The organism is Pseudophaeobacter flagellatus (assembly GCF_021228235.1).
Lineage (GTDB): Bacteria > Pseudomonadota > Alphaproteobacteria > Rhodobacterales > Rhodobacteraceae > Pseudophaeobacter > Pseudophaeobacter flagellatus.
In genome coordinates this window covers 173,534-194,076 of the sequence record NZ_JAJQRG010000008.1, presented here as the reverse complement: position 1 = coordinate 194,076, position 20,543 = coordinate 173,534, and the positions used below count along the sequence as shown (strand labels likewise).

Below are 20,543 nucleotides of genomic sequence, written 5' to 3'. Positions count from 1 at the left end.
ATTTGCCCATATGACCTAGCAGTGAGACCGAACAAAGGGCTGGCCATCCAGCTGGGGGATCATCACCAGCGTCTGGTAAAGCGCGGTCAGGCGCTCTGCGGTTGCCGCATCGGCGACCGGCCCCGGATACCTGCCCCATTAGATTGGACGGCCAAGTCTGTTCCAACAGCAGCCACTTGCGGTAGGGCATCGGTTGCTGACCAGTTAGGCCCACCGCATAACAGGTGGCCATTCCGTAGAGCAATCAAAAACGAGGGCGAAACCTGATCAAGCTTTTCAACATAGATTTTGCATTTCTTCTTCGGTACTTCCAGGTTCGGCTATAGCCACCAATAATCTCTGTCAGAATCGGGCTGTACTGTAACGCGTGTTTCAGTGCCTTTCTGTTTCCAGTCCTAAGAGATTGATCGACGAAGTGAAGAATCCAAGCATGTGCCAGCTCTGGAAATGACCTGTCGGGGAAATAGCGGTCTCGCCAATCGACAATCGTTTTGATCTGATTCCACGTATTCAGATGCTGGTTATTGCCGTGTTTTCGGTATTTCATACCGGGTCGGTGAACGAGTTCAAATTCAAGCTCGGGATGCTCTATCATGAACATAAATATCTTTGTGCGCAGGATGATATCGTCACCTGAGATATCCGGATCCATTCCTCCGATTGCCCTTACGATGTCTGCCTTCACGACAGAAGCCTGCACATAAAACGTGCCCAAATTCTCGTACTCGACATCCAGCAGTTCCTGCGCTGATGCATAGGTCTGGCGATAAAGCTGCGATGTAAAGCTCTCGCAGGTCACCTCTCCGGCATTGTCGATTTCCATGTTCTCGGTATTCGCAACCAGGGCGATTTTGGGATTGCGCTTGATGATCTGCATCTTGGATGAAATGGCATCCGGCAGTAACAGATCGTCCAATGACAGAAACGAGAAGTACTCCCCTGTCGCGGCCTCAATCCCTCGATTGACGTTTAACGGGACATTGCCGGTATTGTCTTGCAAGATTAACCGGAAAGGATAGGGGGACTGCGCAAGCGTATTTTCCAAAACCTCGGCATTTCCGTCCGTCGAGCCGTCATCGACCACGACGATCTCAATGTGATCGTAGTCCTGCTGGAATATCGACTCGAGCGCCGCCCGCGAGAAGGCCTCGTGGTTATATGTGGTGCAAATGATTGAGCACAGGGGCGACGGGGAAATCGGGTCTGTCACTTAGGCCATCCTTTCAAGTTTTGTAGTAGCTCAGGCGAGCCAAAGATCGTTCCCGACCGTGTATTCTGTCTGTTCACTGGGTTGGGACGGGCGCATCTGGATCTTATGGCGGACGTCAGCCAGCCGCTTCTGAAAGGTATCACGATTGTAACGGCCGAAGGCAGAGAGACGCCAGACCACCCTGCCCTGTTCGACGCAAACGACACATCCAGATCGCAGCTGTCTTCACGAGGCATGACGGTTCCCCCCTTAGTAGAGGTGCCTTTTAGTACCTTGTGCTTGATATGTCGACAAACGGTTTTGCGCCGCCAGATCGCATAGCCCACAGGCCCACACTATGGCGTGCAATAAACGCGGTAGTTGCGGCGCCCCCAGTCGGTATATAGATCGGCCATGATTGTACAAAACTGGCCTTCGACCGTGAACTGCCGGATCGGAGCTGCACCCGGTCCACCAAAGACGCTGACTGTATCCCCGATCTGAATACTGTCGGCCCCGGTGACATCAGCAACGATCGCATTCATAGAGATTTTTCCAACCACCGGCGCCAGAAAATCCCCTGCGACAACCACATTGCCATTGTTTGAATTGCGCCTGAAACCGTTCTCATAACCGATTGCGATACAGGCCAGACGGCGGCTGCCCTCGATCCGATAATCGCGATCATAGCCGACGGTTGACCCCGCCGGGTAGTCTTGCAGGCTTACCACGCGTGCCTCAAGATCCATGGTGCTGCGAAAGCCCAGTTCGGGCTTCAGAATTCCATATAATATGGCACCGCAACGATACATATCGGTGCCTATTTCCATCTCTGAAATCAGCGTCAGTGAACTGCCCGCATGCACCAAGACATCGGCACGGTTCAGATCACTGTTTTCAAATACCCAGGACACCTGTTGCTGAAACAGGGCGTCGCTTTGCTGCAATTGCAGCGGGTCGTTTGATGGAAAATGCGTGCAGATCCCGCCGATGTGGCCGCCCAGGGTGGCCAGGATATCACTGCATTCGGCCTCTCCCACCGCTGTCGATATTTCCAGCGCATCCCGCGACATGCCTGCAGAATTCAAGGCAAGATGCACGCAGGCCTTATACCGTCCGGTCTCCAGGTGGTTGAGGATCAGCTGTGCCACTTGGCGTGTGGCGACCTGCTCTTCGACCCGATCCTCCAGCGCGCCTTCAATTTCCTGAGGGGCCGCAGCCCTGAGCCGGATAACAGCCCCGTCGAACCCCGCCTGGCGCACTGCCCGCGCCTCAGCATTGGTGGTAATCCCGATGCAGGTGACCCCCTGTTCCCGAACAAGCGGAACAACCTGCGGGATGCCATGCCCGTAGGCATCGGCTTTCAGCACCGCGCAAAAACGTCTCCTCTTGGGGACAAGAGCAAGAGCAAGTTCAAGGTTTTTCGAAATACGGTCCGTGTGAATGGTACACCAAGAGGCTGGGCGGGTTTCTATCATTTTCAACTCTGCTCAGGTCTAAGAAGGTCATCAATGACGCTGCAAAATAGGTCGGTCACAACCGGAAGCAAGGCGTCTGGGAAATCGTAGTCCGGGTTGTGAAGCTGCGGCTGCGTCTCCCCCGCTCCGACATAGAGCAGGGCCGCCTTGGCACCGTCTTCCCCGAAACGGCCAAAATCCTCTGACCAGCGCATCGGCGCCGCCATCTCCAGGCAGGTGTGGTCCAGGGCTTGCGCGCAGCGCCGCGCCACTGCCGTGGCCTCTTCATCGTTCACGACAGCCCGAAAGATATCATGCCAATGGGTCTGGACCTTCAGATTGGCGCTCCTGTCTGCGACCAGCTGCTGCGCCTCGGCGATCAGCCCATCCATCCGTTCGTTCGTCATCGAGCGCAGCGTGACGCGCAACTCACCCTCTGCGGGCGATATTCCAAAAGCGGGTTCACCAAGGTTTGCATGGGTCAGCGTACTCAGCGAGAAATCGGCATCGCTGGTCACCCCCTGGCTAAGGCCGGGCAAGGCAACCATCAGATCGGCCATTGCATTGGCGGGGGAAACCCCATCTTCAGGGGCCGCCGCATGAGAGCTTTTGCCCTCCAGCAGAATCTGCATACCGCGCGACGCACAGTTGCCCGGCCCGGCCCGCAGACCAATTTCGCCAAGCGGGCGACCAGGGACATTGTGATAAGCAAAGGCATAGTCAGGACGTATCTCGGGCCAGCGCGGATCTTCGATAACGGCCTTGGCACCAGCGCCTGTTTCTTCGGCGGGTTGAAACAGCAGAATGACGCGCCCGGCGGCGGGACGATGGCGCGCCAGCCGCATGCCAACCCCAAGAAGAGAAACCATGTGGCCGTCATGCCCGCACAGGTGCCCGCGGCCCTCTACCTCGGACTTATAAGGCAGGGTCGAAAGCTCACGGATTGGCAGCCCGTCGAGTTCGCACCGCAGCAGCACGGTGTGACCTGCCTCAGCCCCGGTGAATTCAGCCGCCACGCCATGGCCGCCAAGGCCCTGCCAGATCCGATCTGCCCCCAGCAGGGTCAGTTCAGAGGCGATGCGCTCTGCCGTTGCGGCCTCTTCGCCCGAAAGTTCGGGTCGACGGTGCAGCACCCGGCGCAACGCCGTAAGCTGCATAATCTGATCAGAAGAAAGGGCAGGCATCAAAAACTCCTCAGAAAACCTTGGCGCCCAAGGCAACAACCAGGGTGGTTTTGACCACAGGGGGTTGCGGGGGAGCAAAGACTGTTGGCGTGGCGCATGGACTGCTCCTTAGATTTCTTCCGTGCCGCACCAGTCGGCGATGAACATGGATGTGGCTTTGGTAATGCGACGCATACTTTCCAGGTCGACGCGTTCATTGAAGCCATGAATGGCTTCGGCACGCGGGCCATAGACCAGTGCCGGCGTATCCGCATAGAGACCAAAGAAACGGGCGTCAGTGGTGGCCGTGATCGCTTCGCGCACCAGCGCCTCGCCCGTGGCAGACCGATGCGCCTGATCCAGCGCTGCAATGGCCGATACCGCCTTGGCGGAACTGTCCTGCGACAGCGCGTAGCCCGCGGCGTGAAAGCCGTGATAGACGATTTCAGGCAGTGAATTGCGCAGAAAGTCATTGTCACGGGCGGCATCCAGGATCACTTGCTCGATCTCGGCCTTTGCCGCCTCGATGGATTGGCCGGGAAAGATAGCCATGCGCACGTCAAAGACGCTCCAGGCTGGGACCGAGCTGGTCCAGTCACCACCTTCGATCTTGCCGACATTCAGGTTCAGCGCATGATCCATATGCGCATAGTCTTCGGGCCGGTTTTCAGCGGCGTTCCAGCGGTGTTCCATGTCATGCAGCGCCCGGATCAGCGGAAAGGCGGCCTCGATCGCATTGGCACCGCTGCCGGCATAGGCAACATGGGTCGGCAGCCCCTTGAGATGCACCTGGAACCAGATCACCCCCAGCTGGGCAGTGACCAGATGTTCGCTAAAGGGTTCCGGGATCAGGGCCGCATCGGCCCGATAGCCGCGCGCCAGACAGGCCAGCGCACCGTTGCCGGTGCATTCCTCCTCGACCACGGACTGGAAAAACACATCCGCTGCCGGGGCGCGGCCACAGGCCTTAAGCGCATCCAGCGCAAAAAGATTCGAGGCCAGGCCGGCCTTCATGTCGCCGCCGCCGCGCCCGTAGAGCCAGCCGCCTTCGACGCGCGGTTCAAACGGTGGGCTGTCCCACATGTCCAGCGGCCCGGCAGGCACCACGTCAATATGCCCGTTCAGGATGAGAGAGCGACCCGTCTGCGTCCGGGCGTGGTGGGTGCCCACCACATTGACCGCATCCTCATAGGGGACAAGCACCGGCGAAAATCCCGGCAGGTGCTGGATCTCGGCGAGATCAATCTGCCAGCGATCAAGGTCATAACCGCGCGCGCTCAGCTCGGCCGCCATGAAATTCTGCGCCGATTGCTCATTGCCGCGGGTCGATGGATGCGCGGTCAAATCGGACAGGAAGGCAACCTGCCGATCAAAAGCCGCATCAACGGCCGCACACAGGCGTGTGTTCAGGTCATCTTCCATGGCTGGCCTCAAATTCTGGCAAATCAGTATCAGGCAGGAGCAGGGGCGCGCCGGTGGCCTCGGCCACTTCTGCCGCGGGAATGCCGCCCAGTGTTTCAACAAGCACAAAACCCCGTGGCGTTACGTCGATCACGGCCATATCTGTAAAGATCCGCGCCACACAGGCCCTTGCCGTTAGCGGCAAAGAGCATGTTTCTTTCAGCTTCGGGTTGCCAGCGCGGTCGGTATGCGTGGTCAGAACCACCACCCGCCGCGCCTTTTGGGCCAGCTCTACGCCGCCACCGACGCCGGGGCTGAATTTTCCGGGGATCTTCCAATTGGCCAGATCGCCGCTGGCGCTAACCTCGAAAGCACCCAGCATTGTCAGATCCAGCCGCCCCGAACGCACCATGGCAAAGCTGGTGGCGCTGTCGAAAAAGGCCGATCCCGGCACCGTCGAAACATAGCTGCCCCCGGCATCAATCAGATTGCGGTCGGCCTGGTCCGGCGGCAGGGTCGGACCGATACCGGTCATGCCGTTTTCAGTATGCAAGCAGACCGGAAAATCTCTGGGCAGGTGGTTGACCACCTGGGTCGGCAGGCCAATGCCAAGATTGACCACCATCCCCGGTGCGATCTCGCGCGCGGCGCGGGCAATCATGCGTTCTTTAGCGCTGGACAACGGCGTATTCCTTGCTCAGTTCTGCCAGTTCGGCGACGTGATCGACAAAAACGCCCGCTGTGTGGATGGCATTTGCAGCCAGCCCGCCAAGCGGCAGCAGGGTTTCGGTCTCGGCAATCACGCAATCAGCCGCCATTGCCATCAGCGGGTTAAAGTTTTGCGCAGTTGCGACATAGGCGAGGTTGCCAAAGATATCGGCCCGGTCGGCGTGGATCAGCGCCACATCGGCGCGCAGGGCGGTTTCCACTAGATGCGGCTTGCCCGCGAGCTCGACCACCTGCTTGCCCATCGCCAGCTCGGTGCCGATGCCGATATCACTTAGCACGGCCCCAATCCCGGCACCGCCGGCCCGAATACGTTCGGCCAGAATACCCTGAGCGTTGAACTCCACCTTGATCTGGCCTGTGTTCATCAGCGAAATCGCATGGGTGTTCAGGCCAAGATGGGTGGTGATCAGCCGCGAGACCTGGCCGCTCTGCAGCAGATGGTCGATGCCCATGCCCGGCTCGTTTGCGTCATTCTTGATAATCGTCAGGTTATCTGCACCATGGTCGACAAGCGCTTGGATCAGCGTCATCGGTGTGCCGGGCACGCCAAAGCCGCCAATCATGACCCTGTCGCCCGGTTTGATTTTTGCAATGGCGCTGGCAATCTTGCAGCTTTTGTCTGGCAGCCTCATGCGGCCTCCGCGATGGGCAGTCCCACCTCTGTGGCAAAGGCATCCAGCGCATCCACCAGGATCACCATGATCTCGTCGATCTGCGCCTCAGTAATGATCAGCGGCGGTGCGATCAGGAAATGATCGCCTGCGGTGCCGCCTCGGGTGCGGCGGGAATAGATGATAAGGCCCCGCTCATAGGCCAGTTCGACAAGCCGTGCATGGGCGTCCAGCTCTGGCGGCAGGGGTTCCATGGTTGTGCGGTCCGCGACAAATTCAAAGGCCGTCAGCAGCCCCTTGCCGCGAACATCGCCGATAAAGGAATAACGATCCATCAGGGTGCGCAGGCGCGCCATCAAGACATCCCCCATGCGGGCAGCATTTTCGATCAGGTTTTGATCTTCCATCTCTTCCAGCACCGCCAGCCCGGCGGAGCAGGCAAGCGGATTGCCCGCATAGGTAAAACCATGCAGGAAGCCTCCTGCATCCAGAACCGGATCGACCAGACGCGCGCGCGCCACGATAGCCCCCAAAGGCGCATAGCCTGCGCCAAAGCCCTTGGACATGGCGACAATATCCGGGGTGATGCCCCAGTGTTCGGCGGCCAGGAACTTGCCGGTGCGGCCTGCCCCGGTCATCACCTCGTCATAGATCAGCAACACGCCAAATTCGTCGCAGATCTCACGCACCCGGCCATAGTAGCTATCGGGGGCAACCAGCGCCCCGGTCGAGGCGCCGCCGACGGGTTCCATCAGAAAGGCCAGCACATTGTCCGGCCCTTCCTTCAGGATCTGCTCGCGTAGCAGTTCGGCATATTTCAAGCCGCGCTCTTCTTCGCTCAGGTTGTCGCGGTCCAGATAGGTCGCAGGGGCCGCGATCTTGGGCATACCCTGCATCATAGGGGCAAAGGGTTCGCGCAGCGGGTCATAGCCTGTCAAATCCAGGGCCCCGAAGGTGCAACCATGATAGGAAGGAAAGCGCGAAATCACCCGGTGGCGGCTGCCCTGCCCCTGGGTCAAGGCATATTGCCGGGCCAGCTTCACGGCACTTTCCACCGCTTCGGACCCGCCCGAGACAAAGAAAACACGATCCAGCCCGTCCGGCGTCATCGCAACGGTTTTTGCCGCCAGATCCTCGGACGGATGGGTGCGAAAATGCAGCCTATAGCCAAAGGTGGCCTTGTCCATCTGCGCCTTCATCTTGGCCAGGACGCGCGGATTGGAGTGACCGATATTGGACACCATAGCGCCGGAAGATCCGTCGATGTAGCGTTTGCCGGTCTCATCAAACAGATAGATGCCCTCGCCATGCTCCAGAAAGGGACGCGGCGTGCGGGATTGATAAAACAGGTAGGAAATCTCGTCGCTCACTTTGCACCTTCGATATGTTTGCGGAGGAATTCTCGGGTTCGCTCCTTGGTTGGATGTTTGAACATGGTCGCAGGCGGGCCTTCTTCGACGACGACACCCTTGTCCATGAACAGCACGCGGTCACAGACCGAAGCCGCAAAGTCCATTTCATGGGTTACGATGATCATCGTCATGTGCTCTTCGGCGAGCCGTTTCATAACCAGGTTCACCTCTTCCACCAATTCGGGATCCAGAGCAGAGGTCGCTTCGTCAAACAGCATCAGCTTTGGCTTCATCGCAAGCGCCCGGGCGATGGCGACCCGCTGTTTCTGACCGCCGGACAGCTGCGAGGGATAGTAGTCGATCCGCTCCAGCATCCCAACCTTGTCCAGCTGCTCTTCAGCGAGCTTATCGGCGGCCGCTTGCGACAACCCCTTGAGCATCTTTGGCGCCATCGTGACATTTTCGCGCGCGGTCATGTGCGGGAACAGGTTGAAGTGCTGGAACACCATGCCAACCTGCTGGCGCATTTCATTGATGTGTTTTTCATATTGGCGGTGCGGCAGGCTTTTGTTCACCTGCACGCCGTCCAACCAGATTTCCCCGCCGGTCAGCGGATCCAGATCGTTGATGGCACGCAGCAGTGTGGATTTGCCGGACCCTGATGAGCCGATGATGCCAACGATCTGACCGCGCGTAACGGAAAGGCTGATGTCCTTGAGAACCTCAAGCGCACCAAAGGATTTCTGTGCGTGGCGGATTTCGACGAAGTCTGTCTGTTCGGTCATGATTGGTCTCGCAAGATCAGCGGGAGATGGCAATGCGGCGCTCGATCTTGCGCTGCACCCATTCCATGCAAAGGTTGATGACGTAGTAGAAGGCAGCGGCAAGGATGTAGAACTCGAACGGACGATAGGTCTTGCCGATCACCCGCTGGGCGGAAAGCGTCAGTTCGCTGACCCCAATTACCGAAACCAGGGCGCTGTCTTTCAGCAGGGCAATCATGTTGTTGCCAATCGGCGGGATCACAGCGCGCACCGCCTGCGGGATCACAACTTTGCGCAGGGCTTCGCCACGGCTTAATCCCAGGGTGCGTGCCGCTTCCATCTGGCCCTTGTCGACCGCAAGGATTGCCGTCTGGATCAGTTCAGAGTTGTAGACTGCAAAATGCAGCCCCAGCCCGATGATGCCGGCGATAAAGGCAGGCAGGTCAATGCCGATCTGCACCAGGCCAAAATAGATCAGGAACAGCTGCAGCAGAAGCGGCGTGCCCATAAAGACCCACTCGATCAGGCGGAAAGGCTGGCGGATGATCCAAGGCGCATAGAGCGCCACCACAGCAAAGACTATACCGCCAAAAAAGCTGAGGATCGCGGATGCCACGGTGATACCCATAGTCCAGGCAGCACCCAGCAACACAACATCCAAATACTTGGGAATAATCGAAAAATCGAGGCCCATCTGTCTTTCCTTTTCCGATCAGTTGATTTGAACTTTGCGATCCAGCCAGGCAACGCCACGGCCCACCACATAGATGATGATCATGTAGAGAACCCCTGCCAGCAGGAACATCTCGAAGGGTTTGTAGGTAGAGCCGATATAGCGTTGTGCGGTATAGGTCAGTTCGATGACCGAAATCGCCGCCACTAGGGCTGTCGCTTTTATCAGCATATTCAGGTTCACCCCCAGCGGGCGCACCATCAGCCGCGCGGCCTGCGGCAGGATAATCTTGTAGGTGGCTTGCCAACTGCTTAGCCCCAGGGTCCGGGCGGCTTCGCGCTGCCCCCTGTCGATCGAAATGACCCCCCCACGAATGGTTTCCGTCATATAGGCCCCGGCATTGATACCCAGACCGATGACCCCTGCCTCGAACGCATCCAACTGGATGCCGATCTGTGGCCCGCCAAAATACAGGATGAACAGCTGAATCAAGGCAGGTGTGCCGCGAAACAGGCTGACATAGGCGGCCCCGAGGAACCGCAGGGCCGCAAATCGTGACAGTCGAGCGGCAGCGCCCAGTGTGCCACAGGTCAGGCCCAGAATGGCGGTCAGCACTGACAACAGGATCGTTGTCCAGGCGGCCTCCAGAAAGAACGGATAAACCTTGAGCATCAGTTCAAAGTCCATGCTTCACTCCTTTGACCTGGCCACACAGCGGCGATGCAGCCATGTGCAACGTTCGCGACGAAAGAAATCCCATGCTGGAAATCATGCAGGTCCACACTTTGTTTGGGTAGGGATCGGCCTCTACGCTTAGGTCAGGCCACAAAAGGGGCCGGTTTGCCGAGGCGCGTGATCCATCATGCCATTACGGCGAACCCCTGCCGCCGTGTCCGGCGGCAGGGAACAGAGATATCAGCGGATATCAGCGCCGATCCATTTCTCAGCAAGAGCGAGATAGGTGCCGTCTTCCATCATGGAATCCAGGGCTTTTTGCATTTCTGCGGCAAGCTCGGGGTTGCCCTCACGGATGGCGATACCCGCGCCAAAAGGCTCTGTGGTGGGGTCGGCAAACATCTCGAATTTCTGCTCCTTCGAGGTCATCGCCAGGATGGCGGCAATCGAGTCGTTGACAATGGCATCAACCCGGCCGTTTTCCAGCTCAAGCAGCAGCTCGGGCAGGCCTTTGTAGGTGTTGATGTCATAGCCGCGATCGCGGGCCCAATCTTCGTGGGTTTCGCCCAGTGTCAAGCCAACACGCTTGCCTTCCAGATCCTCAAGGCTGGCAATGCCCGACCCCGGCTTGGTAAAGATGGCGCGCTTGTCCGAATAGTAGGGACCGACAAAATCGACCACTTCGTCCCGCTCTGCGGTGATGGTCATCGATCCGACAATCGCATCATATTTATTGGCCAAGAGACCGCCAATGATGCCATCCCAGGCGGTGGTGACAATCTCGGCTTCCAGCCCCATGCGCTTGGCGATTTCGGTCCCCACGGCGGGGTCAAAGCCGACAACCTCGTTTTCATCGTTCACAAAGTTGAACGGAGGGTAAGCGCCGGACATCGCGATACGGATCACCCCTTTTTCTTTCAGGCTGTCCAGTTCTTCGGCGGCGGCAGTGTTCAGACCAAAGGCTGCAAGGCCAACGGCTGCAATTGCACTTTTAAGAATGGTACGGCGGAATGTCATTGTGATCTCCCTATTGATCAAAATCAGGATTTATCCTGTGCGTTTATTGGCGGCAGGCCCGCTCTGAGAAAAGACTTGCATGTGGCAGCACATCGCGCAAATAAATAATAGACATTCTTAACATAGATGAAAACTATGCAGCTACCACACGGACATCGCTTTCCCTGGAATCTTGATTGGAATCTCTTGCGCACATTCATGGTGGTGGTCGAGCAGCGCGGCATCTCCAAAGCGGCGAATTTTCTTGGCTTGAAGCAGCCGACGGTATCGGCAGCCCTAAAGCGCCTTGAGCAGACCACCCATAAGACACTGGTTATCCGCAAACCCAATGAGTTCACCGTCACCCGCGCAGGCCATGCGCTTTACACAGAATGCGCCAAGATCTTTGGCTCGATCTCCCAGCTCCCGTCACTGCTTGACGCGGATACCGCTGAATTACGCGGGCATCTGTCGATTGCCATCACCAGTTCCGTGATTTCAGAACATTTCGGGGATATTCTGAACCGGTTCTGCAAGGCCCACCCGCATGTCACCTATTCTTTTTCCGTGCACGAAAGCGGCGATATCGAGACCATGATATCGCAGAACCGGGCCAGTTTCGGGGTCTGCCTCTTGTCGGCGCTTCCCAAGAATCTAAACACATTGGTCCTGTACCGAGAATTCTTTGGCCTGTACTGCGGCGCACGGCACCCCCTGTTCAGCGCCAAAACCATCACCCCGAAAGACCTGGAAGGCGAACCCTTCGTGGCCTTTCAAACCGAAGCCGAAGGCGGGCCGCTTGAAGTGATCTCTCGCCTGCGTGCCCGGATGGGGCTGGCCAATACCTGGCGCGGGGTATCCTCGAGCCTGAATGAAATCCGCCGGATGATCATGGCCGATATCGGGATCGGTGCCCTGCCCCTGCACGTCGCCAAACAGGATGTGGCAGCCGGGCACATCCGCCAGCTGCCGCCATATGACGCCCTGCCGATGGTGAACATCTACCTGATCACCAACCCCGCACGCCGCCTGTCCGATGCGGAAGCCGCCTTTTTGTCCACCTGCGAAGCTGAAATTTCAGCCGTCGACATTACCGAACGGACATATGGGGCAGAACTGGACACCCAAGCCCCGCATCCCCCCACAGAGGCCGCCCCCCTATCGCCGCCCGTCTAGGCGGACTGAAATCCGCAGCAGGAACGGCATTCAGGCGCGACACAATCTTATTGTGATCCAAAAAGATGTGGCCTTCGTAGATTGGGTATGATGACATTCGACATTGATATCTCTCGCAGGCGCGCTCTTCACGGGCGGCCTCGCCATGAAGGCAAAGACGTGTCGAAATTGCAAAGCAACTATTCTGAGCAAACCAAATGGATGCTGAGGGTGAAGATCGATAGGGACAGGGCGGCCTTTGCTGCCTTGTTCGATCACTTTGCACCGCGCCTGAAAGGGTTTGTCATCCGCGGTGGCACCCCTGCTGCCCAGGCCGAGGAAGTGATTCAGGATGTGATGCTGACGGTGTGGCGTAAGGCCGAGCAATTCGACCCGCATCGCGCCCAGGTTTCCGCCTGGATCTATCAAATTGCCAGACACCGGCAAATCGACATAGCCCGCAAAGAGGCCAGGCCGGTGCCTGAAGAACTGAAGGAAGACCCTGGCGCTGAGGCCGATGCCAGCCAGATCCTGGCGATAGAGCAGGAAAGCGAACACCTGAAGCAGGCGCTTCAACGTCTGAGCGCAGATCAAAGGATAATTGTCGAAAAAGCCTATCTGGGTGAGCTGACCCATCAAGAGATCCAAACGCAGACGGGGCTGCCGCTCGGGACCATCAAATCAAGAATTCGTCTTGGCCTTGAACGGCTGAGACATGACCTAAAGGGGCTGCGCACATGACCGCAATTACCCATCATATCCCTGATCATTTGCTCGCATCCTATGCTGCGGGCAGCCTGCCGCATGCCTTTGCCGTGGTCGTGGCCAGCCACGTTTCCATGTGTAATGACTGTCGCGCCTCTCTTGCTGCCCATCAGGCCGTCGGCGGGGCCATCCTGGAAACCGCCAGTACAAGCCCTCTGTCCAGCGGGTTGCGCGCCAGCGTCTTGGCACAATTGGACGCACCGGTCAGGGCCGAACCTCACTATGACCGCTCCGGCATCTATCCCGGTCCCGTAGTGGCGGCACTGCAGGGGCAACAGCCCAAATGGAAAGCTCTGGGCATGGGGGTTCGCCAGACCATCCTGACGGCTGATGCCGAATCAAATGCGCGCTTGCTGTTCATCCCAGCAGGGCAAGCGATGCCAGACCACAGCCACAACGGATTGGAGCTCACAATGGTGCTGCAAGGTAGTTTCAGCGATAGCACCGGACGTTTTGGCATTGGCGACGTCGAGGTCGGCGATGAAGACCTCAACCACACGCCAACCGCCGATGCAGGTGACCCCTGCATTTGCCTTGCCGCGACAGATGCGCCGCTGCGCTTCAAAGCGCTGTTACCACGCCTGCTGCAACCTCTATTTCGGATCTAGGACACCTGCCCCTGTGCAATCACGGCCGGGTCTCGGGCGGAAACCCTGCCACATGAGCGCCGCGTTAGGGCAGCGTCAGGGCAGCCTTCATGGGGCACAAACACCCCGGCAAACAGGTTCATTCACCCGCGCCCCAGACTGCGGTGCCCGCCAAAGATCCAATGATCAGCGGTGCATCGTGGCCAGAAGTTCGGCAACTTTGATCCCGTATTTCCGCATTTCAGACTTGTTTATGATGACGCCATTCTCAGTCAAATACATCCAGTCCGTCGCCGTCAGGGTATGGCCGCCCGACTCTTCCGGCAGGGTGATCAAATAGCTCAACTTGATGGTTGACCCAGAGATGACGCCTTTTCCCTCTCCGACGATGTCATCCGCAGTGGCGGTAAAGGTAGAGGCGCTGTCCATCTGCAGATACCATTTCCGCTGCTGTGTTTTACCGTTCGAATAGGTGAAGTTTTCTGTCAGCGTTCCGGTATCACCGTCCCATTCTCCCACCATCTCTGCGACAAAACTATTGGTCACCTTCCCCTTGGGTCCAAAGATAAGCCCCTCTGACTGCAGGCGACCAGAGAGATGCTCTTGCAAGACAAAGCCGGGACCGCTGTCTTTGTAGTCTGCAGGGCTTTGCGCACGAAAGCTGAAGAACCGATCTCGCGCCAGAATCAACAGCAGTACAAGTACCAGAATGGTGGTCAGGATTTTCATGTCACGGTATCCTCTGTCGGAAGGGTCATGGCCAAGCCAATTGCGGCCAGTTTCAGAAGGCAGGGCAAAATCGCATAGGCTCCGTTCAGGGTAGCAAGCGCCCGCGGCGTGTTTTCCGCTCCGGGTTCAAACCCGCTCAATTGCAGGGCGGGCAGCACCAGAAAGGCCGCCAGGGCCAGCCCCAGCTTGCCGGCAAAAGACCAGATCCCAAAGGCCGTTGATGCCCTTAAATTTGCCCGCACTAGGGCCATGGAAAACATCACCGGCAGGATCACCATATCGGCGCCCAATGCGACACCCGAAGCCAGGCAGATGATGGCAAATCCAATCAGGTTGCCGGGGGCAAGAAAGGCTGCGCCGACAAAGGCACAAACCGCCAGCGGCATCGCAATCAACAGGGTGTTGCGCGGGCCAAGCTGGCGGCTGACCCGGGCCCAGAGAGGGACAGACAAGCCCGCAGACGCAAAGAAGAGCAGCAGCAAAAAGCCCGACTGGCCTGCGAGATCAAGCCTGTCTTCAACAAAAAACAAAAACAGCGTCGATGTGATTGCAACAGGCAGGCTGTTGATCAGCGCCAGAAGCAACAGGCGGGCGGCACCGGACGTGGCCAAGCCTTGCAGGTTCAAGGCGGTGCCAAGCTGCACCGGACGTCGCCAGATACTACGCGCCAGGACCGCCGTCATCAGCGCCAGAGCGCCAAGGCCCCATCCCAGCGCCGGATAGCCCTGCGCCGACGCCCCAAGCAAGGCAAGGAGCGTCGGCGCAATCGCCACCAGAACCACCCCCAGCAGCATCCCGCCTTCACGATAGGCCGCCATGCGGGTGATCTCGGCAGTGGTTGCCTGTTTGGCCAGCATCGCACTGCGGCCATAAAGCAGGATCATGCCCAGGCTGTAGGCGGAAAACAGCAGAACCAGAACCAGCGTCAGCCGAAGCGTGATACCTTCGCCGGGTTGCAGCATGAACAGAGCAGGGAACCCAAAAGCCAAGCCAAGAGCCGCCGCAGCCGCAAAGACCCGCTGCGCCCGCGCCCAACGATCCAGTACCCATCCGATCAATGGGTCCTGCACCAGATCAATCAGCCTGATCCCCATCAGGATCACGCCAACAGTGCCCAGGCCAATCTCCAGATTGACCGAAGCAAACCGCGGCAAATGGATGTAAAGCGGAATACCCGCTGCGGCCAACATCAGGGCATAGAGGCTGACGCGCGGGTAGAGCAGGCTCTGGCTCAGCGGTTCGCGCGTCAACGGCATGCCCCGCTGTTCTGACATGCAAGCCCACGAGTAACGCCAGCCAAAGCCTCAGGCTGCCACCGCTGCCGAAAGGCAGGATGCATACCGCGCCCGACTTGCAGGGCAGAGCACAGGCGCGTTCTGCCCCAAACCCTATGCATGGTCGAGTTCCACCTGCACAACATTGGTATGGCCGATGGCAAAAGAGGCGGCGCAGATCTCCAGATAATACTGCCAATTGCGAAAGAAGCTGTTGGAATACCCCATATTCAGAATACGCGCGCGCTGCGCAACCAAGCGCTTTGCCCAGATGCGGCAGGTGCGTGCATAGTCCTCACCAAAGGCAAAACTGTCCCGCACCCGCAGCCCCGCCTGCTGCGCCTGCGCAGCGATCACGCTGTCCGAAAGCAACATCCCACCGGGAAAAACATACTGGCGAATATAGTCAGACGAACTCTTGTAGGCTCCAAAGAAGCTGTCCTGAACCGTGATCGCCTGCAACAAGACCCGGCCATCTTCGGCCAGGTTGCGCTTTAGCATCGAAAAATAGCTCGGCCAGTAACGGGCGCCGACGGCTTCGATCATCTCGATAGAAACGATGTTGTCATAGCGTCCATGCACATCGCGATAATCCCGCAGTTGGATTTCAGCCCGTCCATCCAGGCGACATTCCGCATAGCTGTGCTGATTGCGTGAGATGGTGATACCGGTGACATTGCGACCCTCGGTGGCGGCGTGATCCGCAAAGCCGCCCCAGCCACAGCCAACTTCCAGAACCTGTTCGCCATCGTTCAATCGTGACAGGGCACGGCTGTTCTTGCGGCGCTGTGCGGTGCCCAGGTCGTCAGCTCCAGCCGCAAAGAGACCTGAAGAATAGGTCATGCCTTCGTCTAACCAGAGCTGATAAAATTCATTCCCCACGTCATAGTGCGCCCGAATGTTCTTACGTGCCCCGCGCCGCGAGTTTGCACGCAGCACCGTATCCAACAGCCGATACTTCAGGCTGCTTAGGCGGCTCGCCTTGTCATAAGCGCCCAGGTTGTCGCGGTTACGCATAGCCAGGCTCACCAGCCCCTCTATCGACGGGGTGTCCCAGAACCCCTGCACATAAGCTTCCCCCAGACCGACCTGACCATGCGCCGCCATGGCGGAAATTGCCGACCAGTCGCGAATAATCATCTCGGCTTGCGGCCCGGAGTTGCCAAATTCATAGCGCGCACCATCCGGCGTGCGCAGGGTTAGCCGCCCCTCATGCAGATGTTCGCAGATCGACAGGAATTGCGTTTTTAGGGCTTTGTCCGTGATGCGCATAATAGGATCCCTTCTCTATCGATACTGAAGTCATTTGCTGCACAATGCGCATCGCGCTGGCGATGCCGTCCTCATGAAAGCCATGCCGGTTGTAGGCCCCGGCAAACCAGGTGCGATTTTGCCCCTGTATCCGGCGCAGGGTCTGTTGGGCCTGCAATGCCGCCCGGTCAAACACGGGATGTGCAAACTCCACCCTATCATAAATCTTGTTCTTCTGGATGGAGTTTGCCGGATTAAGGGTTACAAACAACGGATCTTGTTCAGGAATCCCCTGCAATTTATTCATCCAATAAGTCACACTGGCCCTATCTGCCTCGGCGCGGTAGGTCCAACTGGACCAACAGGCACGGCGCTTTGGCATCTGTGTGACATCGCAGTGCAACACAGCGGTATTGGGCTGATATCTTATGGCACCAAGCGCCTGAGCCTCCACCTCTGTAGCCCCCGCACCCGCTGCGCCCCCCTGCCCCAGAATGGCCAGGGCCTGATCCGAATGACATGCAAGGATCAGCTCATCAAAGCCGGTCTCCGTTGCCCCATCGCAGGTAATTGAAACCCCCAGGTCAGACCGTTGAACCGCCCGTACCGGGGCACTTGTGCGCAGAGTACAACCCCGCGCCAGCAAGGCGGCCTGCAACCGGCGAACATATTCAATGCTGCCGCCTTTCACTGTCCACCATTGGTGTTTGCCAGTTCCAGCCAGCAGGGCATGATTGCGAAAAAACTGCACCAGGGATTTAGCCGGGAAAGCATCAACATCTCTAACCGGTGTTGACCAAATCGCACCACACATCGGCATAAGATACTTGTCTCTAAACCAGGTACCCAGCCCCAGTTCCTTCACCAGGTCCCCAATCGTGATGTCATCGTGATGCGCGGCCCTTTCTGCGTTCTTGCCGAACTTCACGATGTCAGAAATCATGCCATAAAACTCTGGCCGGACCAGATTGCGTTTTTGGGCAAAGATACAGCGCAGATCGTTCAGCCCATATTCCAACCCGCCATTGTCCATGCTGACGCCAAAACTCATATCGCTTTTCATCACCGGCACGTTCAGATCATGAAACAAGCGGGTCAAATATGGGTAGGTCGCATAATTGAAGACGATAAAGCCGGTATCAACCGGCTGATCACCCCTCTTGCCAGCCAAGACGGTTCTTGCATGCCCCCCCAAGCGATCAGCCGCCTCAAACAGCGTCACGTCATGATAGGCAGAGAGATAGTACGCGGCCGACAGCCCCGATATCCCCCCGCCGACGACCGCAATTCTTTTTCTGGGGCCCCGTGTCTGGTCTAGCATGCCTACCTCATTCGCTTATCGTTCTCAGGGTGTTACGGTGGTGGTGGGAAAACGGATCAGATTTTCTTTTGCAGATGCCAAAAAGAGTGATCCGTGACGAACCAGAACACGTAGACATTGTATGATTGATCACATTCAGGCCAGGACATTTCACCGCCGCCGTGGCGCGCTGCACAACGCCTTTCACTATGGCGTTGATTTTGTCGTGAGCGACCTGTCTGCACGCCTGCCTGTACGCCTGCTGTCGCACAATCGCTTGAATCTATGGTCTTTGTGGGATCGCCACCACGGTGGTCCGCGTGGCCAGGGCCGCGGTGTCAACTGGTTTCGCCAAGTGCTGGCGGAACACGACTTCCCCCTAGACCAAGCGCAGCTGCTGTTGATTACCCAGCCGAGCTTCATGGGATTTCAATTCAATCCGGTCAGTTTCTGGGTCGCCCTTGTTGACGAAAATGTATGTGCCTTTGTGGCCGAGGTGAACAATACATTTGGTCACCGACACTGCTATTTCTGCGCCCACGAGGGGTTTACCCCCATCACATTTGAACAGGTGCTCTGCGCCCGCAAAGCGATGCATGTCTCGCCCTTCCAGCAGGTTGCAGGCGAATACCGATTCAACTTTGGCTTTACCAAAGACCAGTTGAATGTCCGCATCCACTATCAAAATGGTGACCAGGGGGTGCTGGCGACCTTGTCGGGTAAACGCCAACCCGCAACGGATCGCTCACTGCTTTGGGCCGCGTTACGGCGCCCCTTTGGGGCGGCTCGCGTGGTTTTCCTGATCTATTGGCAGGCCCTGATCCTATATCTGAAACGGGCCCCGTTTGTGAAAACACCGCCCCCCGGGCTGTCACCAATGACACCCAGCAAAAATCTGGATGAATAGGGCAAGCATGTCACTGGCAGGAAAAACATATTGGTTGGTGGGTGCCAGCGAGGGCTTGGGGCGCGAACTGGCAGTGCAGATGGATAAGGCCGGGGCGCGTTTGGTGCTGTCGGCTCGCAGTGCCGATAAATTGGCAGCCCTGATCCAAGACCTGACGCAAGCCAGGGCCCTGCCATTGGATGTGACCGATGCAGAGGCCGTACGCCACATATGTTCTGAACTGGGGCCTGTGGACGGTGTGATCTACAACGCCGGAGCCTACGAGCCGATGGCAACCCAAGACTGGCAGGCAGAATCCGCCCTGCAGATGGCAGATGTCAATTTCATTGGCGCCCTGCGGGTGCTTGGCGAAATCATGCCCCGCTTTGTCGCGCAGGGGCATGGTGATGTTACCCTGATCGGATCACTGGCCGGTTACCGTGGCCTGCCAAATGCCATCGGCTATGGCGCAAGCAAAGCAGCCCTGATCAGCCTGGCCGAAACCATGCGCCATGATCTAAAGGGCAGTGGCATTACCGTGAGGCTGATAAACCCAGGTTTCATCAAGACGCGATTGACCGACAAGAACACTTTCAAAATGCCAATGCTGATGACAGCGGCTGCAGCCGCTCAGCGGGTCCTCTGCGCCATGCAGTCCCGCAGATTTCGCACCGATTTCCCCCGCCCCTTTTCCTGGGGAATAAAACTGTACAGCCTGTTGCCTGACCTGCTGGCCTACCGGGGGCGCTAGGGCTGTTCGCCTGTGTCGACCGGTAACCCGGGGTGCGCTCGCCCCCCTATGACGGCCACGCCGGGCAAGCCCGACGCAGCCCTGCCTAGCAGGTTAATGGGCCTGCATCTGCGCCGCGACCTCGGCGGCGGTCAGCCCAGCGGGGAAATAGGTTGGCCAGTTGGTCAGCTCTTCCAGCAAGGCGGCGCGGTCATCCCCCCAATAGAGATGGAAGTGATCTGATTTGGACGGGGCAATCCGGTGGTCGCTGAATTGGAAGAAGGCAGGTGCAGCCTCATCGCCACTGACCTTGAAAAAGACAAAGCGCACACCGCGATTGCCCCTTTTGTAGGTAAGCACCTCATAGCCATCATTGGCATATTGGGCCTCCACCGACCCGCCCTGACTGAAAAAGGTGACCCTGTCGCCTTTGATCAGGATCCGCTCCACATCCGTGGCATATCCTGTGGTATAATACGCCTTGTATTCCTCGGCTGTCTTCTCCCCGTGCTCTGCCTTGTGCTGCATCACGCCATCCAGGGCACCACTCTGCAACAGCGGATAGACCGATTGCCAATCACCGGCCCAATCAGACAGGGCACGGGCCTTGATCTGTGCATCGCCAAAGTAACCCTTGGAGATTTCTTCTGCAGCGTGGGAGTGGTCATGGCTATGGTTCTGTGTCGCACCTTGGGCACTGTCAGTCCCGGTTTCGGCACCCGCCGAAAGGGGGAATGCAACCAGGGTACCAGTGGCCAAGGTAGCAACAGCCAGGGTGCGGATCTGTTTTGCGAGGGGAAGCGGCATATGTGTCTCCATCCAAGAGGGGGCTTTCAGCCCAGATGATTCGTTACGT

At 58.0% G+C, this 20,543-nt stretch carries 21 protein-coding genes; 5 read left to right on the top strand and 16 right to left on the bottom strand.

The features are described 5' to 3' along the window. Positions 1–244 precede the first annotated feature (244 nt). The 11 genes from LRK71_RS15545 to LRK71_RS15495 form a co-directional block, all read right to left on the bottom strand. Entirely contained in the window at positions 245–1,210 is a 966-nt protein-coding gene (locus LRK71_RS15545) for a glycosyltransferase family 2 protein (protein WP_232404739.1), read from the bottom strand. A 335-nt stretch (positions 1,211–1,545) separates the two neighbouring features. Further along, entirely contained in the window at positions 1,546–2,667 is a 1,122-nt protein-coding gene (locus tag LRK71_RS15540; protein ID WP_232404738.1) for an alanine racemase, read from the bottom strand. A 2-nt stretch (positions 2,668–2,669) separates the two neighbouring features. Next, complete coding sequence (locus LRK71_RS15535) at positions 2,670–3,830, bottom strand: amidohydrolase (RefSeq protein WP_232404737.1); 1,161 nt, start codon at positions 3,828–3,830, stop codon at positions 2,670–2,672. 108 nt (positions 3,831–3,938) lie between these two features. Next, positions 3,939–5,231 carry an ArgE/DapE family deacylase gene (locus LRK71_RS15530; protein WP_232404736.1) on the bottom strand — a complete coding sequence of 431 codons (1,293 nt, stop codon included), beginning with the start codon at positions 5,229–5,231 and terminating at the stop codon, positions 3,939–3,941. Beyond that, entirely contained in the window at positions 5,221–5,892 is a 672-nt protein-coding gene (locus tag LRK71_RS15525; RefSeq protein WP_232404735.1) for a 3-oxoacid CoA-transferase subunit B, read from the bottom strand. The genes LRK71_RS15530 and LRK71_RS15525 overlap by 11 nt, the downstream gene beginning before the upstream one ends. Further along, the gene (locus LRK71_RS15520; protein WP_232404734.1) at positions 5,879–6,571 is read right to left on the bottom strand and encodes a CoA transferase subunit A; all 693 of its coding nucleotides are present in this window, start codon (positions 6,569–6,571) and stop codon (positions 5,879–5,881) included. Before LRK71_RS15520 ends, LRK71_RS15525 begins: the two co-directional genes overlap by 14 nt. Then, positions 6,568–7,920: an aminotransferase family protein gene (locus LRK71_RS15515; protein ID WP_232404733.1), complete on the bottom strand. Its 1,353-nt coding sequence runs from the start codon at positions 7,918–7,920 to the stop codon at positions 6,568–6,570. Before LRK71_RS15515 ends, LRK71_RS15520 begins: the two co-directional genes overlap by 4 nt. After that, a complete protein-coding gene (locus LRK71_RS15510) occupies positions 7,917–8,687 on the bottom strand; it encodes an amino acid ABC transporter ATP-binding protein (protein ID WP_232404732.1) in 771 nt (256 codons plus the stop codon). Before LRK71_RS15510 ends, LRK71_RS15515 begins: the two co-directional genes overlap by 4 nt. A gap of 16 nt (positions 8,688–8,703) precedes the next feature. Beyond that, positions 8,704–9,360 carry an amino acid ABC transporter permease gene (locus LRK71_RS15505; protein WP_232404731.1) on the bottom strand — a complete coding sequence of 219 codons (657 nt, stop codon included), beginning with the start codon at positions 9,358–9,360 and terminating at the stop codon, positions 8,704–8,706. A gap of 18 nt (positions 9,361–9,378) precedes the next feature. Then, entirely contained in the window at positions 9,379–10,026 is a 648-nt protein-coding gene (locus LRK71_RS15500) for an amino acid ABC transporter permease (protein ID WP_232404730.1), read from the bottom strand. A 228-nt stretch (positions 10,027–10,254) separates the two neighbouring features. Further along, positions 10,255–11,031: a transporter substrate-binding domain-containing protein gene (locus LRK71_RS15495; protein ID WP_232404729.1), complete on the bottom strand. Its 777-nt coding sequence runs from the start codon at positions 11,029–11,031 to the stop codon at positions 10,255–10,257. A gap of 135 nt (positions 11,032–11,166) precedes the next feature. Here LRK71_RS15495 and LRK71_RS15490 point away from each other — a divergent pair, with 135 nt between their 5' ends. The 3 genes from LRK71_RS15490 to LRK71_RS15480 all read left to right on the top strand — a co-directional run bounded on the left by LRK71_RS15490 (position 11,167) and on the right by LRK71_RS15480 (position 13,538). Further along, on the top strand, positions 11,167–12,186 hold the full coding sequence (locus tag LRK71_RS15490; RefSeq protein ID WP_232404728.1) for a LysR family transcriptional regulator: 1,020 nt from the start codon (positions 11,167–11,169) through the stop codon (positions 12,184–12,186). A gap of 201 nt (positions 12,187–12,387) precedes the next feature. Further along, the gene (locus LRK71_RS15485; RefSeq protein WP_232404760.1) at positions 12,388–12,906 is read left to right on the top strand and encodes a sigma-70 family RNA polymerase sigma factor; all 519 of its coding nucleotides are present in this window, start codon (positions 12,388–12,390) and stop codon (positions 12,904–12,906) included. After that, complete coding sequence (locus LRK71_RS15480) at positions 12,903–13,538, top strand: ChrR family anti-sigma-E factor (RefSeq protein WP_232404727.1); 636 nt, start codon at positions 12,903–12,905, stop codon at positions 13,536–13,538. The genes LRK71_RS15485 and LRK71_RS15480 overlap by 4 nt, the downstream gene beginning before the upstream one ends. Positions 13,539–13,703: 165 nt before the next feature. Here LRK71_RS15480 and LRK71_RS15475 read toward each other — a convergent pair whose 3' ends face one another. The 4 genes from LRK71_RS15475 to LRK71_RS15460 all read right to left on the bottom strand — a co-directional run bounded on the left by LRK71_RS15475 (position 13,704) and on the right by LRK71_RS15460 (position 18,092). Continuing rightward, a complete protein-coding gene (locus LRK71_RS15475) occupies positions 13,704–14,246 on the bottom strand; it encodes a DUF3833 family protein (protein WP_232404726.1) in 543 nt (180 codons plus the stop codon). Beyond that, positions 14,243–15,502 carry an MFS transporter gene (locus tag LRK71_RS15470; protein WP_232404725.1) on the bottom strand — a complete coding sequence of 420 codons (1,260 nt, stop codon included), beginning with the start codon at positions 15,500–15,502 and terminating at the stop codon, positions 14,243–14,245. Before LRK71_RS15470 ends, LRK71_RS15475 begins: the two co-directional genes overlap by 4 nt. Positions 15,503–15,634: 132 nt before the next feature. Continuing rightward, complete coding sequence (locus LRK71_RS15465; RefSeq protein ID WP_232404724.1) at positions 15,635–16,792, bottom strand: SAM-dependent methyltransferase; 1,158 nt, start codon at positions 16,790–16,792, stop codon at positions 15,635–15,637. Next, a complete protein-coding gene (locus LRK71_RS15460; protein WP_232404723.1) occupies positions 16,731–18,092 on the bottom strand; it encodes an NAD(P)/FAD-dependent oxidoreductase in 1,362 nt (453 codons plus the stop codon). The genes LRK71_RS15465 and LRK71_RS15460 overlap by 62 nt, the downstream gene beginning before the upstream one ends. A gap of 121 nt (positions 18,093–18,213) precedes the next feature. On the opposite strand from LRK71_RS15460, the gene LRK71_RS15455 reads away from it, so the two are divergent. Then, complete coding sequence (locus LRK71_RS15455; protein ID WP_232404722.1) at positions 18,214–18,978, top strand: DUF1365 domain-containing protein; 765 nt, start codon at positions 18,214–18,216, stop codon at positions 18,976–18,978. A gap of 7 nt (positions 18,979–18,985) precedes the next feature. Next, positions 18,986–19,708: an SDR family NAD(P)-dependent oxidoreductase gene (locus tag LRK71_RS15450; RefSeq protein WP_232404721.1), complete on the top strand. Its 723-nt coding sequence runs from the start codon at positions 18,986–18,988 to the stop codon at positions 19,706–19,708. Positions 19,709–19,801: 93 nt separating this feature from the next. On the opposite strand, the gene LRK71_RS15445 is transcribed toward LRK71_RS15450, so the two are convergent. Next, positions 19,802–20,494, bottom strand: coding sequence for a ZinT family metal-binding protein (locus LRK71_RS15445; RefSeq protein WP_232404720.1), 693 nt, complete (start codon positions 20,492–20,494; stop codon positions 19,802–19,804). Between the last annotated feature and the right edge of the window lie 49 nt (positions 20,495–20,543).

Coding starts and splice junctions, on each gene's coding strand:
- LRK71_RS15540 (WP_232404738.1), bottom strand. CDS start 2,667: ATGATAGAAACCCGCCCAGCCTCTTGGTGTACCATTCACACGGACCGT.
- LRK71_RS15535 (WP_232404737.1), bottom strand. CDS start 3,830: ATGCCTGCCCTTTCTTCTGATCAGATTATGCAGCTTACGGCGTTGCGC.
- LRK71_RS15530 (WP_232404736.1), bottom strand. CDS start 5,231: ATGGAAGATGACCTGAACACACGCCTGTGTGCGGCCGTTGATGCGGCT.
- LRK71_RS15520 (WP_232404734.1), bottom strand. CDS start 6,571: ATGAGGCTGCCAGACAAAAGCTGCAAGATTGCCAGCGCCATTGCAAAA.
- LRK71_RS15510 (WP_232404732.1), bottom strand. CDS start 8,687: ATGACCGAACAGACAGACTTCGTCGAAATCCGCCACGCACAGAAATCC.
- LRK71_RS15505 (WP_232404731.1), bottom strand. CDS start 9,360: ATGGGCCTCGATTTTTCGATTATTCCCAAGTATTTGGATGTTGTGTTG.
- LRK71_RS15500 (WP_232404730.1), bottom strand. CDS start 10,026: ATGGACTTTGAACTGATGCTCAAGGTTTATCCGTTCTTTCTGGAGGCC.
- LRK71_RS15495 (WP_232404729.1), bottom strand. CDS start 11,031: ATGACATTCCGCCGTACCATTCTTAAAAGTGCAATTGCAGCCGTTGGC.
- LRK71_RS15490 (WP_232404728.1), top strand. CDS start 11,167: ATGCAGCTACCACACGGACATCGCTTTCCCTGGAATCTTGATTGGAAT.
- LRK71_RS15485 (WP_232404760.1), top strand. CDS start 12,388: ATGCTGAGGGTGAAGATCGATAGGGACAGGGCGGCCTTTGCTGCCTTG.
- LRK71_RS15480 (WP_232404727.1), top strand. CDS start 12,903: ATGACCGCAATTACCCATCATATCCCTGATCATTTGCTCGCATCCTAT.
- LRK71_RS15475 (WP_232404726.1), bottom strand. CDS start 14,246: ATGAAAATCCTGACCACCATTCTGGTACTTGTACTGCTGTTGATTCTG.
- LRK71_RS15470 (WP_232404725.1), bottom strand. CDS start 15,502: ATGCCGTTGACGCGCGAACCGCTGAGCCAGAGCCTGCTCTACCCGCGC.
- LRK71_RS15465 (WP_232404724.1), bottom strand. CDS start 16,792: ATGCGCATCACGGACAAAGCCCTAAAAACGCAATTCCTGTCGATCTGC.
- LRK71_RS15460 (WP_232404723.1), bottom strand. CDS start 18,092: ATGCTAGACCAGACACGGGGCCCCAGAAAAAGAATTGCGGTCGTCGGC.
- LRK71_RS15455 (WP_232404722.1), top strand. CDS start 18,214: ATGATTGATCACATTCAGGCCAGGACATTTCACCGCCGCCGTGGCGCG.
- LRK71_RS15450 (WP_232404721.1), top strand. CDS start 18,986: ATGTCACTGGCAGGAAAAACATATTGGTTGGTGGGTGCCAGCGAGGGC.
- LRK71_RS15445 (WP_232404720.1), bottom strand. CDS start 20,494: ATGCCGCTTCCCCTCGCAAAACAGATCCGCACCCTGGCTGTTGCTACC.